10 protein-coding genes are annotated in these 16042 nt (G+C 50.2%); 6 read left to right on the top strand and 4 right to left on the bottom strand.

The annotated features are described in order from the left end of the window. The coding region (locus U9S71_RS18530) for a cold-shock protein (RefSeq protein WP_326329270.1) at positions 1 to 151 on the top strand (151 nt) is incomplete at its 5' end. Between the two features lie 129 nt (positions 152 to 280). Further along, entirely contained in the window at positions 281 to 1348 is a 1068-nt protein-coding gene (locus tag U9S71_RS18535; RefSeq protein WP_326329220.1) for a fatty acid desaturase family protein, read from the top strand. A 67-nt stretch (positions 1349 to 1415) separates the two neighbouring features. Here U9S71_RS18535 and U9S71_RS18540 read toward each other — a convergent pair whose 3' ends face one another. Genes U9S71_RS18540 through U9S71_RS18555 form a run of 4 tightly spaced genes read right to left on the bottom strand, consistent with a single transcriptional unit; the run spans position 1416 to position 9501 of the window. Continuing rightward, positions 1416 to 3074 carry a DUF4998 domain-containing protein gene (locus U9S71_RS18540; protein WP_326329221.1) on the bottom strand — a complete coding sequence of 553 codons (1659 nt, stop codon included), beginning with the start codon at positions 3072 to 3074 and terminating at the stop codon, positions 1416 to 1418. Between the two features lie 24 nt (positions 3075 to 3098). Continuing rightward, complete coding sequence (locus U9S71_RS18545) at positions 3099 to 4373, bottom strand: DUF4959 domain-containing protein (RefSeq protein WP_326329222.1); 1275 nt, start codon at positions 4371 to 4373, stop codon at positions 3099 to 3101. A 23-nt stretch (positions 4374 to 4396) separates the two neighbouring features. After that, a complete protein-coding gene (locus tag U9S71_RS18550; protein ID WP_326329223.1) occupies positions 4397 to 6361 on the bottom strand; it encodes a RagB/SusD family nutrient uptake outer membrane protein in 1965 nt (654 codons plus the stop codon). An 11-nt stretch (positions 6362 to 6372) separates the two neighbouring features. Beyond that, positions 6373 to 9501, bottom strand: a complete 3129-nt coding sequence (locus U9S71_RS18555; protein WP_326329224.1) for a SusC/RagA family TonB-linked outer membrane protein — start codon at positions 9499 to 9501, stop codon at positions 6373 to 6375. A 518-nt stretch (positions 9502 to 10019) separates the two neighbouring features. On the opposite strand from U9S71_RS18555, the gene U9S71_RS18560 reads away from it, so the two are divergent. From U9S71_RS18560 to U9S71_RS18575, 4 genes are all read left to right on the top strand, one after another. Continuing rightward, on the top strand, positions 10020 to 10490 hold the full coding sequence (locus tag U9S71_RS18560) for a 3-oxoacyl-ACP synthase (RefSeq protein WP_326329225.1): 471 nt from the start codon (positions 10020 to 10022) through the stop codon (positions 10488 to 10490). A 62-nt stretch (positions 10491 to 10552) separates the two neighbouring features. Then, positions 10553 to 11116: an RNA polymerase sigma factor gene (locus tag U9S71_RS18565; RefSeq protein WP_326329226.1), complete on the top strand. Its 564-nt coding sequence runs from the start codon at positions 10553 to 10555 to the stop codon at positions 11114 to 11116. Positions 11117 to 11195: 79 nt separating this feature from the next. Continuing rightward, on the top strand, positions 11196 to 12404 hold the full coding sequence (locus tag U9S71_RS18570; RefSeq protein ID WP_326329227.1) for a FecR family protein: 1209 nt from the start codon (positions 11196 to 11198) through the stop codon (positions 12402 to 12404). A 197-nt stretch (positions 12405 to 12601) separates the two neighbouring features. Then, entirely contained in the window at positions 12602 to 16033 is a 3432-nt protein-coding gene (locus tag U9S71_RS18575) for a TonB-dependent receptor (protein ID WP_326329228.1), read from the top strand. The last annotated feature ends 9 nt before the right edge of the window (positions 16034 to 16042 follow it).

The following is a 16042-nucleotide window of genomic DNA, read 5'->3' on the forward strand; positions in this document are numbered from 1 at the left end:
ATTCGGTTTCATCACCCCCAATGACGGCGGAAACGACGTATTTGTTCATACTTCGGGGTTGAAGGACCGTATCCGTGAAAACGATGAGGTTTCCTTTGAAGTCGCTCAGGGCCAAAAAGGGCTCAACGCAGTAAATGTCAAATTGATTTAATCCATTTTTCAGGTATTGTATAGTAACCATCCGGTGATCTAACCGGATGGTTTTTTTTAGGGGTACGCCCTATCCTGCTTCTAAATCCGTATATTGGAGCGCGTTATTTTTAAACACACTCATTCATACATGTCCAAGACTAGTTTCAACAGCATAAACAAGCCCTTTGCCTCCACGCTTCGCGCGCGGGTAAACGACTATTTCAAGACCCGGCAGCTCGCCAACACCGGCAACCGGAAGCTCTATATTAAAAGTGTTACACTGGTCACCACAGCCATCGCGCTGTACGTCATATTGCTTGCAGTGACCATGCCGATATGGCTTTCCTGCCTGCTGTGTGTTTTGCTTGGCATCAATTTCGCGGCCATCGGGTTCAACATTATGCACGAAGGGGGGCACCAAAGCTTTTCCAAAAGCAAGCTGTTAAACTCCATATCAGCGTATAGCTTGAACATGCTGGGTGGCACCATATACTTCTGGAAACAGAAACACAACATCAACCACCATACGTATACCAACATAGACGGTCTGGACCACGATATCGACGTGAAGTTTATGCGTATGCACGCCGACCAGCCTCATCGCTGGTTTCATCGGTTTCAATTTGCCTACTGGTTTGTATTGTATGGCATTTCCTATATCGCTTGGGTATTGTTCCAGGATTTCGAAAAGTATTTTTCGGGTAAGATGGGACAACAGGCCGAACGTAAAACCATGCCGTTGCGTGAGCATTTTATCTTTTGGGCTACCAAAATCGGTTATATAGCGGTTTATTTGGTTATTCCCATTGTTGCGGTAGGCTGGCTGCCGGCATTGGTAGGCTGGCTCATTGCCGGTGTTGCTTGCGGATTGTTTTTGGCGGTTGTCTTTCAGTTGGCCCACGTTGTCGAAGCCACCCAGTTTCCGGTTGCGGATGAAGGGAGCGGAAAAATCGAACAGGAATGGATGGTGCACCAATTGAGCACCACGGCCAATTTTGCAACGGGTAGCCGTACGGTTTCGTGGTTGCTCGGCGGGCTCAACTTCCAAGTGGAACACCACCTATTCCCGCGCATCAGCCACGTGCATTATCCGGCCATCAATAAATTGGTGAAAGCCACGTGTAAAGAATTTGGGGTAACCTACCTGGAGCATCGTACCATGGTGGGTGCACTTGCCTCTCACCTCCGGCATATTTACCGGCTCAGCCGGGCATAACATAACCAAAAAAGGCCATTCCCTTTTTAATGGGGAATGGCCAATATCCTAAAAACCGGTTTCGCGGCTACTCTTTCGTAAACCTGAAATTTGCGAAGTAATAGACAATGTCTGCGGGAGGATCGAACGTAAGCGATGGTTCGCCGCCTACATTCATGACCACGACCCGGTTGTGTCTACCCAACGCTTCGGATAAATCGACCGTCACTTCTGTCCATTTCTCCAGATCGGCGTCATTGATCTTAAAGTCATTTGCATTAGGCGCCCAATACTCCTGCCCAAAATTGCTGTGCTGATTAAATGCCCACATGTAATTCATAAACCGTGGCCAAAGGCGTTGATAAGGCGCGTATATACCGTCGAACGAACTTTTCGCCGGCGCGTACACTTTGAATTTAAGGTATTTGTATTCTTCGACATTATACCGGTATTCGGTCGGCAAAGCGAAAGCGAAGGATGCACTGCGGTTTTTCAGAATGGTCTTAAACACATTTTGTAAACCTGTACCTGCAGGAGCGTCCGTTGCCGGATAGGTGATATCCATACGCCAAGCACTCGATTGCAATTCACCATCAAGGAAGTAATTCGCCGGAATCAGCACTTCATCCGGTGTCGTGACCAACTCCACTATACCGCTTTCTACATACGGGCTCAGCAGGGCGTCCAAACCCATGGTGTTCGGCACATAACGTACCTTTTCAATGAGACCCGACTCCAGCATATCTTTAAGCGTCTGTGCATTTGCCGATGGAATGTCGGCCACCTTCCGTGCAAATGGCACCCAATCGCCACCGCCAACGGTCATTTGGATGCCACTGCGATCATAGTCGAGCGTGGTCATTTCAAACAAATCCCCGCCCGTCAGGTCGAGTTCCTTGAGGTTTTGGAAATAGAAAATATCCTGCAACGAATTGGCGTGTATCGGGTAGACCAGCTTGGTGATTGACGCTACGCCATCCGCCGTGAACGTGGTTACCCCATTGGCTTCCAATATCGACCGCTCTGTAGGTGCAAACGGGGTGCTACTGGTGGGCATATTGATGACCAACTCTTTGGTAAGCGGTATTGAATCGAGGATCGGAACGTTATTGATCTTGGGTACCACATTGTAGGTAATGGTTACCGTCGTCGGTTCGCCCGATTGCAAATTGGGAATGAAGAAACGCGAGTCAGCTCCCCGCTCATCGGTATGCGTCTCACCATCTTTATCAGTATAGCTAAACGACAAGCTTTTGTAATCTAATAATACCGAGGAAAGACCGTTCGGCCAATCGACCACCGCGGAAGAAGGCGACGTGAGAACCCGGGGTGCGCTAAGGGCAAGCCCTGCTACATCGCTGTCGGTATAAGGAATGAGCGCAATTTCATGCGGCACCGATTTGTTGTCAAACTCATCGATGGTATAAATCTGGAAACGGTACAACTTGGGCTGGGTGAGCCCCGTGATGTTCACCCACGAAACCAATGAGTCGATCACGATCCGTTGGTCGTCGTACTCCACGACGGTTTTCTTTGCTTTCCCTAAATTGATTTTATCACTGGCGATACGGCCCGCCTTCATCAAATCGATTTCAACCCGCTCATAACCGATATGCCCTACGATGGTATCGTATTTAGCAGGGTAAACCACTTCGCCCGAATACTCATCCAAGCTATCGTACATGCCATCGCATGCACCTAAAAAGGTGATGGATAGCAAGGAGAAAAATATGATTCTGCTTAACATGTCAACTGTATTTTGAAAAACGCGTTATTGATTGGCCTTACGCCCATAGAGGGTGATTTCAGACAAACAGTTTGCGTCTTCAAGTGTATAATTTCCGTTAAAACTCTTTATCGCCTCATACCTGAACCAACGGGTTGGCTTGGTATATTGTGGGTCATCGGGGTACATGTAGGCTTCATCGCCCGCTTCGCCGGCCTGGACGTATTCCAGTTCACTGAGCCCTACCGGTACCGGTATTTTGTGCATGGAAATAAACACCCAATCTTGGGCGTCATCGTCCCACGCGTACATATTATACATCCCTACATTTTCCGACTGGTAGTATTGGCCCCTATTGATGTTGGATAGCCCCCCCGAGTGCCGCTGCACGGTCACGATGCGGCTCAGCTCATAATAGTCGCCCATATCGATGATGAAGTTCCACGGCATATTGCCGTCGGCTGTATTGCCGGTGCGTCCACGACTGTGGGTGTGCATGAAATTAAGGTTATCACCCTGATCGATGATGCCATCGATCACCTTCGCCGAACGTCCTTCGAGGCCGTCCCCAAACACCATCGGCACACCGCCGATGCTGTCGTTGGCATCGGGCAAAAACCAGTTGTCTTTAGGTATCTCGATGTCTTCGTATAACGAAAGGGAACCCTTATCCACCGGCTCGGTGATGTTACCGAACTGGTCCTCTACCCGTACACTCACCTTTACCTGGTCTTGGGGCGAGAGGTACAGGTCGCGGATAAACCGCCGATCCTCCGCCAAATTCGAGGAGAATACGGTCGTCAACTGCCGTTGCTCCCCATTGAGCGTAAAACTATAATCGACATACACGTTCACGTTCTGCTCCAGCTCGTTGGTCCAATCGAGGAAAAACGAGCTGAAGCCCGACTTCACTTCGATGGACGAAGCCACGCGGCTAAAGGCCGGTTCCAACGGCGTAATCGATACGGTCACCGGGTCGGAGCGGTTGCCCGAACGATCGACTGCATACAGCGTAACTTCATGCGCATCGGTACTCCCGAATCCGTACACATCGAGTGAATCGATGAAGTAAGACGACGAAAAAGTGTACTCCTTACCATTTTCGGCCGTGTATACCGCTTCTACCTGAAGCAGGTCTTCATCCGTCGGCAGGTCGTAGAAAAACCGTGCGCCACCGTACAATGGTTTTTGATCAACGATGGTGATCTTACCCGGCGCATCGCTATCGTTAACGTGGCTGGCATATCGGTTTTCCTCCTTGCAAGACCCGATAATGAGCAGCGTAGCCACCAGCATTGCAACATATTTTATCTTATTCATAATGCTCCTTATGTTATGGATGGTTACCATCCTGGGTTTTGGATCAGATTTCCATTTGTGTTCAATTCATTCAAATCAATGGGCCACAGGTAGTCGGTAATGGTAAACCGCCGGGCCTGCTTCACTTCAAGCTGGAAGAACGATTCACCTGTGGTACCGGTATGGGTCCATCCCCAAACCGGCGAAGAAAATTCCGCTACCGCCCGCTTGTGCCGCCACATATCCCAGAAATGCTGGCCTTCGAAAGCAAGCTCAACCGCGCGTTCCTGAAGAATGATGTCGCGCATCCCCTCCTTCGTCAGGTGCTTGTTGACCGTTTTCGCCAAGCTGGCATCCGACCAAACTTCTTCCACATCGGGGATACCGGCCCGTTCACGGACCAAGTTCACGGCATCATACACCTCCTGAGTCGGCGCGCTGCCGTATTCGTTCAACGCTTCCGCTTTCATCAGGTACAGATCAGCCATGCGCACCAGTGGATACGGATAACGGATTACCCGCTGCCATGCATTGGACTGTGATTCGGGGTGTACCAGTTTTTGTACACCGATACCCGTCGTCAGGAAATCCGTGGCATGAGTAGACGAATTGTAGCCCCCATCGGCACCGTTATACATCATCGTGTTTATCCGTACGGTGTGCGCACGCCAGAACCCACCCGTGATCCCCAAATTCGCATAAAAGCGGGGTTCGCGGTTGAGGTACATATTAATGGTCTCCGCCCCCGGCTGCATGATACCGTTCAACTCGGTATATTCCGGATCGAGCAAGCCCGGGGTTTGGGTAAGCTCGTGCATGGAGGCCGTGTTGTAGGTCAAATCCTCGTCGAGGGGCAACCCGTTGCGGGTATAATACCGTTCCACCATCTTATACGTAGCGGCCATCCATTGCCATGAATAGGCTGCGGTATTCACCACGCCATCGCCGTAACCCTCGGGAAGGCGGATATTGGTGGAGTGGGCCAGCTCGCCCTGACCGTAGTAATTGTGGTTAGAATAACCCCATACCAGCTCGTTGTTCCACGGGTCGCAGATCACCATACGCAGATCGTACAGCGTACGCATATTCTCCTCGTTTGCCGCAAAGGCTTCACGGTCGTAAATAAACGGCTCTTTTTCAAAATGGTAAAGCCCCAAGCCGTTCTGCTCGCAAAGCGCAATGGATTCATTGATGGCGTCGAGCGCCTGTTTCCATTTTTCATTATCGTATTCGAGCGGGAAGAAAGGCTGGCCGTCGTGATCCACGAAATCGCCGAAATACTCTTGGTTGCCGTTGAAGAACGGGCTGGCGCGGTAAAACAACACCCGGGCCTTGATGGCCTTGGCTACAACCTGATCAACCTGGCCCATGTTGCTCTCGGTGGTCCGCTCGGTAAGGTCCGGGATGGCCTCATCCATCAGGGTCAGGATATAATTGAAGCAATCTTCCACCTTTGAGCGCGGCAAGAAGAGTTCCTCTTTCGAGGACTCAGGCGACACCATTTCGGTTGGAAGCACGATGGGCCCGTACTGCCGCACCAGTAAAAATGCATAATACCCTTTCAGGAAGGTCACCTGCGCGGCCCATTCGGCTTTTTCCAAATCGCCCATATCCCGCACGGTGTTGATGTTCTGTAGAAACACATCGCATTGGCGGAGGCCGTCGTACAGGCTTTTCGCCCCTTCGGTGCCCGACCAGGTGCCTAACTGCGGGCTGGTGGCACTCTGTAAGCCCCGCATGATGCGCATGGCCCGCAAGTTGCCTACCGCCGTGTTGAGATCCAGCCGGCCAACAAACTCATCGCCCAACGACCACATGGTTAAATGCGTATCATCTACCCGGGGGATGTAACTGTATACCCGCGCCAATGCTTCATAGGCGGTTTCCCGGGTATCAAAGAGATCTTCCAAGGTCATGGTGTTGTCTGGAACCACATCGAGATATTTGGAACAAGACTGCGACAATAATGTTGCACACACCACTAACCCAACTTTCAAAAACGTCTTCATCTTTATTTATATTATAGAGACAACTGAATTCCTATGTTAAACCTTCTGTTTGGCGGATAACGCAATCCGCGCCTACCCATTTCGGGGTCCCACAGCTTAAAGCTGCTGAACACCAGCGGATTTTCCGAACTCACGTAGATACGCGTGCCCGGGCCTAAACCAATACGCTCAAGCCCTTTGGGGCTGAAGCCCAATTCCACACTTTTTAACCGCAGGAACGAGCCGTCGCGCAACCACCAAGAGGATTGCTGGAGATTATTATCAATCGGTTCCGTGGACAACCTGGGCCAGAACGCGTGCACATTCGGATCGGTTTCCGTCCAGTAATCCCGTGCCACCACTTCCAACGCATTCCGACGGTTGACAAATGGCGCAATGCCCTCGTCATTATCATTTCCGCCACCTACACCCGGGTTGATGAAAAACGACACCCGATCGTTGCCCTGGAAGAAGAACGAGAAATCAAACTGCTTGTAACCGGCCGACAAGCCGAAGCCGTATTGGATTTCCGGCACCGTGGGGAAACCCAGCGGCACCTGATCGTTCCCGTTCACTACGCCGTCGCCGTTGATATCCTTATACTTGATATCGCCGGCCATGTATTCGCCAAAATCCTGGCGGGGTGAATTGGCGATTTCCGCTTCGTCCACAAACAACCGCTCGGCCACCAACCCCCATTGTTGGTTGATGTTATGTCCGAGTCGGCTCAAGTACCTATCCGCATAATCGCGTTCATCCAATTCCAGGTATTCGTTGGTCGCATAGGTAAAGTTGGCACGTCCATTCAGCCAAAACTCATTGTTAAAGAAATGCTGGTACGTGATGGAACCGTCGAAACCCTGGGACAATGCCTTACCTACGTTTCCGCTGATGCTCGCCTCCAAACCTGCTGTCGATGGAAAATTCTGGCGTACCATATAGATGTTGCTCCGAACATCCCGGAAAAAGTCGCCTTCGATTTTCAGCGCTTCGTTGAACAAACCGATTTCGAGGCCCAGATTATATTTTTCAGACACCTCCCAGGTAATATCGGCATTGGCGTACCGGTTGATGTAGTATCCGCTATAGGCGTTCATGAAATTGGTCCCCCAGCGATACCCATTAATTGTCGTATTTGTTCCACCCTGAAGACCGATATCGGACAGGTAGAAGAAGCGCCCCGAACGATTGGCGATGGCATCGTTACCGACCAGTCCCCACGTTGCACGGAGCTTCAACGTACTGAAGATATCCGTTGCCGGCTCAAAGAACTTCTCGTTGGAAATCAGCCAGCCGCCACCAAACGAAGGGAAAAAACCGTACCGCTTGGATCCATCAAATTTTTCCGACCCGTTATACCCGTAGGCAAATTCGAAGAAATACCGGTCGTCATAGTCGTAGGTAGCCCGCCCGGAGTTACCCATATTGCGTTCGGGCAACGTTTCGTAAATCGACGTGCTATTTCCGGACGTGAGCAGCTTCTCTTCCATCATACCTACGGTCATCAAGCCGACGGTATGTTTTCCGAATACGCGATCCCAATTAAACCGGCCTTCGAAATAGTAATGGCCGTCAGCATTCCGTCCCGGCACCACATTACCCAAGAAAACCGACCCTGAATTCGGATTCAGTGAATACAGTGTGTAATCGCCCGTCACTTGGTTGTAGTCTTGCAACGAATAGAAAAACGGACTATAGGTTCGTCGGCTTTGGTACTGGCTCCAGATGTTGGCCGAGACACGGCCCTGGAATTTTAATCCCTTGGTGACAAAGTCCAGATCCTGCATCAACGTCGCTTGGGTGGTCAGTCGACTTTCATTGCGATCTTCATACCCCCGTACCATCGACGCATAAGGATTAGCTTTCATGCCGCCGCCGACCCAGGTGTTACCGAAAAGGGTATGATCGGCAAACTCGTTGGCTGCATCGGGTTCATATACGGCCGGAAAATCGACCGGATTACTCTGCATAACCTGAAAGAAAATATCCGTTGCCGATGCCCAAGGCCCGGTATAACGCTCAAACTGCCCTTGAATCCGGGTATCTAGTGTCGTCGTCGGTGTGAGCTTGAAAATCACGTTCGAACGGATGAACGCCCGGTTGATATCAATGTTATTATTGAAATTATTGCGGTTATCCACTTTCAACAGTCCGGTTTCTTTCTCCCAACCGGCGGATACATAGTAATTGGCCACTTGCCCGCCGCCCGAGAGATTAACATTCGCCTTGGTATTATTCGTGGACTTATTGAATAACGTTTCCTGCCAGTCCACATTAGGGAACAACATGGCGCTCTCCTTATCGATGGTCGACTGGATCTTTTGTTGCGAGTAGTAGGCACCTAATAGCGGGTCGCGGGTAATCCGCGCCTCGTTATAAAGCTGCATATACTCCACCCCGTCAAGCAACTTGGTCATCTGCACCGGGGTCGTTACGTTGAAGTCTATCCGTGCGTTCACCTGCACCGGCCCCTCGCGGCCCGACTTCGTGGTGATCATAATGATACCATTCGCCCCGCGGGCGCCGTAAAGTACGGTGGCCGACGCATCCTTCAGGATGGAAAAGCTTTCGATATCATCTGGCCTGAGCCGCGCCAAGGCATCCGTCGATGCTTCGAATCCATCAATCAAGATAAGTGGCGATGTTTGGTAACCAAACGTGGTAACCCCCCGGATAAAGAACTGCGCATTATCTGCGCCCGGTTCGCCCGTGGTTTGGAACGACACCATCCCCGGAATACGGCCGGCGAATGAGCTGGTCAGGTTGGAAGACGGCACCCGCAGGTCCGCGGCCCGTACGGTGGTAATCGACCCGACGACACTGGTCTTCTTTTGGGTACCGAAAGCCACCACGGTAACTTCATCCAATTGGCTCTCGTCGTCGTATAACAGGATTTCCAATACGTTACGATCACCTACGGCCTCTTTTGCAGGCAGTTTACCCACAAACGAGAACACCAGCGTATCGCCGATGGCCGCTTCAATTGAAAACTCCCCGTTCGCATCGGTCTGCGTAGCAAGGGGCTTCCCTTGCACGGATAAACTGACCCCCGCCAACGTGGCTCCGTCTGTGGCGTCTTTCACAACCCCGGAAACCTGCTTGGTTTGGGCCTGGCTTACTCCATGCAATAGTAGTAAAAACAAAATTCCAATAATTCTCATGGCATTTTAATGGTTTTTAAAAAAGCGAATACACTCTTGGTTTGCTTGCAACATCGTACAAACAATAACATCATTTTACGCATAGCACCACCGTACCACCGTACGAAAGCGTATGCCTGATTTTCGATTGAACTCGCGCTACCTCTTATTCACATACAAAAATTGGCAAGAGGCGCTTCGGTTGCTAATCGTCTAAAAAATCGTTAATTCCTAAATGGGTTACTAGTAGGTGCCTTCGCAATGAAAGGCTTGTAAAGTGTCTGTTTCTCTCCATACTCGTTTAGTTTCTAGTTTTAATCGGCAGGTGACCACGTTCTACGATCGTTTAGTTTGGCTGTCACCGGCTTGTTACATACAAATGTATATTATATTTTGGTAACTAGAAATTTTATTTCATTAAAAATTCTTAAAATTTTCAAGTATTGTATAAACGGCAGGGGTTGTGATGTCCCAAACATTTTATCGATATTCACCCCGCATTGCAAAAAATGGAAACCCTCGATAAGGAAGATACATATATGGATAAAGCAACAGCACCTGAAACCACGAAGACGGCTCTACTGGCGGCGTGCAAGGGTTACGTGAACCAACGCATCGCAAATGCGCAGCAAGCCATCGCTTCGGCAAACGACGCAGCACAAGACGACACCAAAAGCAGCGCTGGCGACAAATTTGAGACCACGCGCGAGATGATGCAACAGGAATTGAAACGACATCATCAGTTATTGGCGGATGCGAAACGCATGGAGCACGTGCTCGTTAATATAGATATGCGTATGGACCAGGGACCTGTAAGGCTAGGAAGTTTGGTTACCACAAACCGTGGCATCTTTTTTATCGCCATCAGCATGGGGCAATTGCAGATTGGCAATGTGTCGTACTGGGTTATTTCAGCCGTGTCACCGTTGGGCCAACGGCTTATGGGTATGCAAGCCGGCGAGCAGGTTGTATTCAACGGTACGGAATATCAGGTATTATCTTTTTGTTAAAAAGTGGATAAGCATGGGGAGACAACCCTCTTTCCGCCTGCTTTGTGATATATTCGCAAGCGATGAATACCCAAGATTATGATTATCTACATTTATTAAAGAAGGGTCATCAACATGGCCTGCGGCATTTCATGGAGCTGCACATGCGGACATTGACGTATTTTGCGCAAAATATCGTTAAAGATACTACTGTTGCCGAAGAAATTGTCCAAGATGCCTTCGTTAACGTATGGAATAGACGCGAGCAGTTCGAATCTACGGAACATGTAAAAGCTTTTCTCTATCTAGCAACACGCAATGCTTGCATTAACCACTTAAAGACTTCTTATACAAGGCACCAAGCCAACGCTGAGGAGCTTTCGGAAAACCTCCCGCTTTCGGATAACGATGTACTCACTAAAATGATTCATGCGGAAACGATTACGCATATACATGCGGAGCTGGAGCGGCTCCCACCACAACAAGCCGCCGTTTTTCGCCTCAGTTATTTCGAAGGTTTCACGACCGACGAAATCTGTGAGGCATTGGGAATTTCTACCAATGCCGTGTTCCTTGCCCGGTCAAGAGCTACCCAAGCGCTGCGGTCGATTTTTAAGCACAAAAGCCCGATGATTAGCCGTCGATAAAAAATTTATTTTTTATCGACAGGTTTCCGCCGCTTTCTTGTATCTATTTATACACAGGTAAAAAACCAATCACATGCCCTTGTCTGAAGACATATCTTCATTGATCTTAAAAATGCTTCAGGAGAACATCACCCCCGAAGAAATAAATCGGTTGGAGACCTGGACCGCAGCAGACCCTGCGAACCGGAAATTGCTTGACCAGTTCCTCGATCAGGAAGCTGTGATCGCCGATACAAAAGCGTTCGACGAGCTCTGGGGTGGTGAAAACGGCACAACGCGCTTCGACAGGATGGAGCAGGCTGTACGGGCCAAAACGTCCATGCCCGTAAAGAAACTGAGTCGCCGATGGTTACGATATGTTGCTGCAGCCATCGTCTTGCCGCTGATCGTTACCGCTTGGTTGATGTTCGATCTTCGGATGGGCCCATCGGATGGGACAGCACCGACGATATCTCAAACCGCTGACATCCAACCCGGTGGAAACCGGGCCGAGTTGACCCTCCCCGGCGGCCAAACCGTTGTACTGGATGAATGGCAACGCGGCATATTGGTGGGCGATACGTTAAAATACACCGACGGTAGTGCTGTGCTTTCCGCTTCAGCGGACGATGCATCGCGAGGCAAGCTGTCGCCAATGGTTATTTCGGTCCCCCATGGCGGCCAATACCAAGTTACCCTCTCTGATGGCACCATGATATGGCTCAATGCAGCCTCTACATTGCGATATCCAGCCAAATTTTCGGCAGAAGAACGCGTCGTTGAGTTCGAAGGTGAAGGCTACTTCGTGGTTGCACACGATAGCGACAGGCCTTTTAAAATCATTAATCAACGGCAGACCATCGAAGTGCTCGGCACGGAATTCAATCTCAGTGCCTATCCGGAAGAACCCTTGGTACGCACCACACTAGTTGATGGAAATGTGACCGTCAGTTACGGCGACCCTGCCATCCGTCCACTTCATTTGTCGCCTGGACAGCAAGCGGTGGTCGACGGCTCATCCGGCCATGTCGAAACCGTGGATACGGCCCCTTTTACCGCTTGGAAAGATGGGTTCTTTTATTTCGATGGCGATTCGCCAGAAAGTGCTTTTGCGCAGCTGGGCCGGTGGTATAACATCGAGGTGGTTTATCCACACCATGTACCCAACGTACAATTCTATGGTAAACTCGAACGTAATAAATCATTGGGTGCTATCTTGAAAATACTGGAAAAGGCGGGCTTGGTCTTTCAGGTTGTTCCGCAAGACGAAAGATATCAGCTCATCATCGGTGGTAAAACAAAAACATAACCAAAGCGATTAAGTAACCGAAATAGTCATCATTAAATTGAAAATTATGGAAAAGACCGTACCAGAATAATCACAGAAATAGTGCAATAAAAAACCGGATGATGCTCACAACACCACCCGGATAATGTCTGGACATCGTAATGCCAGCGTATTGCTACGTGGAGTTAACCAATTTTATTATCCAAACATACAAATATATGAGTTTTTCACAACTTGTGATGAGCGATATTCATCTCATCAAATACCGGTTCATTTTGATTATGAAGCTAACCGTTTTTATTACACTGGTATTCGTGCTGCAAGCTACGGCCGAGAGCAAGGCTCAGAAAATTACCTTGACGGCGCGCAGCATGCCCCTCCAGGAAGTCATGAACACCATTCAGGACCAGCAAGGGTATTCATTTTTTTTCCTAGGCGATCAGATTGCCCAAACACGGATAAGTGTTGATGTGAAACAAGCCGAGCTAGCCGAGGCGATGACCGCCATATTGGCTGAGAAAAACCTCGACTGGTATATTGAAGACCGTACCATTATCATTGCTCGCGCCGAAAGCAACCCCTCGACTACCCGTACTAACCCAACATCGTTACAAACATCCCAAAATACCGTGGTCGGACGGGTTACCGACGAAGAAGGGAAGCCACTCGCTGGGGTTACCGTTCGCGTGAAAGGCACATCAACGGCGACCACCACCGACACCGATGGCCAGTATACCCTTACGGTTCCCAGTGGAGGCACCACCCTTTCTTTTTCCATTGTAGGGTTTGAATCCGGCGAGCAAACCATCGGCAGCCGAACTTCGGTTAACGTCACTTTGAAAGCGACAATGAGCGACCTGAGTGAGGTGGTCGTTATCGGTTACGGCACCATGAAACGCAGTGACCTGACGGGTTCCGTTACCGATATTTCGGCAGAAGAGCTCGGCGACCAGCCGGTTACCTCGATCGACCAGCAATTGGTTGGCCGGATTGCGGGCGTACAAATCCAACAGGGATCTGGTGCCCCCGGGGTTGGCACCTCCATTCGAATCCGTGGCGCGGGCTCATTGGGTGCCGGCAACGAGCCCCTGTATGTCATTGACGGCATGCCTTATTCATCGTCGTCCAACTTGATTCTCAACCCGCTTTCGTTTATCAATCCGGCAGATATTGAAAATATATCGGTATTGAAAGACGCATCATCTACCGCCATCTATGGCTCCCGTGGTGCCAATGGTGTGATTCTAATTACCACCAAAAACGCAGGAAAAGAAACGAATGAGATCAATGTCTCTTCTTATGTAGGTATCAATCAGGTTCCGCAGCAAGGGCGACCTGAGATGATGAATGCACAAGACTTTGCCATCTACCAGCGGGATCGTATCGCGGCAGGTGTACGCCAACGGCTGGACCGCGAACCGGTTGAGTCCGACTATCCTGCAATTTATCAAGACGTGGAGCACATCGGTGAGGGCACCAATTGGTACGACCTTATCCTGCGGGACGCCATTGTACAGAATTACTCGGTTGATTTACAAAAATCGATGGACCGCTCGAGATTTTACCTCGGCTTCGGTTATTACGATCAGGAAGGCGTTGTTTACAACTCGGGGTTCAAGCGGTTCTCCACAAATTTCAATTACACCTATCAGTTTAATGATAAGATACAAATCGAAGCGTCGCTACGCCCCTCGTATGTAGACCAAGATCGCATCGCGAGTGGTTCGAGCCGCAGTGAGGCCATGAGTATTGCACTTTGGGCACCCCCCAACATGGAGCCTTATGACGAGGCAGGGAATCTCATTCCCTATATCCAAATGCCGGCGAATGTGTATGCGTCTAACCCATGGAGCTTCCCCAATCCGCTATTTATGTTGGAAGAAACCAGCCACCGGTATAACGAGCTTCGTAACCTCGGGAATGTCGCCTTCCAATGGGACATTATTCCGGGACTGCAATTCCGCACCGCCTTGAGTACGATATACAGTACCACCAATACCAATACCTTTAGACCGAGCACGGTCGGCTCGCCCAATGCGGCGCCACGCCCGGAATCGGCTTCTGCAGGTCGCGTACGTAGGGTAGGATTCAACTGGCTGGTAGAAAACACCCTCACCTACCAAGAGACCTTTGGCGATCATGCCTTTTCTGGCTTATTGGGGTACACTACACAAAAAAACAGGGACCGATCGCTGATCGTCAATGCCGGCCCCTTTGCCAATGACCTTATCGAGACCATCAATGCCGCTCCCGGCATCACCTCTTGGGACGAAGGCATCAGCGAATGGAGCATGATTTCTTACTTGGGTCGACTAAACTATACGTACAACGACCGATACCTGTTTACCGCCACGCTTCGTAGCGACGGCTCATCGCGGTTTGGCACGAACAACCGCTTCGCTTTATTTCCGTCGGCAGCCGTTGCCTGGCGGATGTCGGAAGAAGCATTCCTCAACGACGTAAGTGCCATAGACCAACTGAAACTACGGGCATCTTATGGGCGCAGTGGCAACAACAACATCGGCAACTACTCGCACCTCTCATCGGTAAACGCCACCCAATATGTTTTCAATAACCGAACGGTATCTGCCGCTACGGTTAGCCTTTCCAATCCGTATTTAGGGTGGGAGGAGTCGGAACAAATAGACGCCGGACTGGATTTGAATATACTGGACAACCGGATCGCTTTTACCGCCGATCTCTATCGTCGCCGGAGCGTACGGATGCTACTTAACGACTATATCCCCACCATCACCGGATTCTCCACGCAGTTGGTAAACAAGGGAACCGTGGAAAACAAAGGCATCGAGTTGGCTATCGATGCCAGTCCATATCGCGGTGCATTTACGTGGGATGTAGGCTTCAACATCGCATTCAATCGCAACAAGATCATATCTACTAACGAAAACAATGACCCCATTCTATCGGGCAGCGTAGACGGGCGGGCCTCAAACTACTCCGCGGTCGGGGACCCGATCGGCATGTTCTATGGTTTCATACTGGAGGGCGTTTATTCGCAAGCCGACATCGACAATCCCGACGTTCCGAAATACCCCGGCGCGACTGCCGGTTGGCCCAAATATCGTGATATAAATGGCGATGGCTCGGTGGCAGAAATACTGGACTACACCTCATTGGGTAGCCCACACCCTGATTTTACCGCTGGATTCTACAGCACGGTAACTTACCGTAATTTTGATTTCTCGGTTGCTTTAAGCGGGCGCCAGGGTGGGTACATCATGAATGGTGTGCGGCAGACAACCGACAACCTCCAAGGATTATTCAATATCGGGAAAGAATGGGTCGACCGTTGGCGCGGGCCGGAAAACCCCGGCGATGGCATGCACGCCGCCGGCCCACAGATCGTTCACCGAGTCAATACGTTATGGCTGGAAGATGCATCTTACCTACGGATCACGAACCTTGCGCTCGGCTACACTTTACCTACCGGATTATTCAACGGGTCGGATGTGTTTAAGCGTTTCCGGGTGTATGTAAGTGCCCAGAACCTGGCGACGTTCACGAAATACAAAGGAGCCAACCCAGAGGGGCAGGCATCAAACGTGGACAATACGCTCTCGCCGGGTTTTGACTTTAACGCCTATCCGATTCCCCGTGTCATCACCGCTGGCCTAAATGTTAAATTCTAATCTCTGAAA

It is taken from the genome of Parapedobacter flavus, assembly GCF_035818675.1.
Taxonomy (GTDB): Bacteria; Bacteroidota; Bacteroidia; order Sphingobacteriales; family Sphingobacteriaceae; genus Parapedobacter; species Parapedobacter flavus.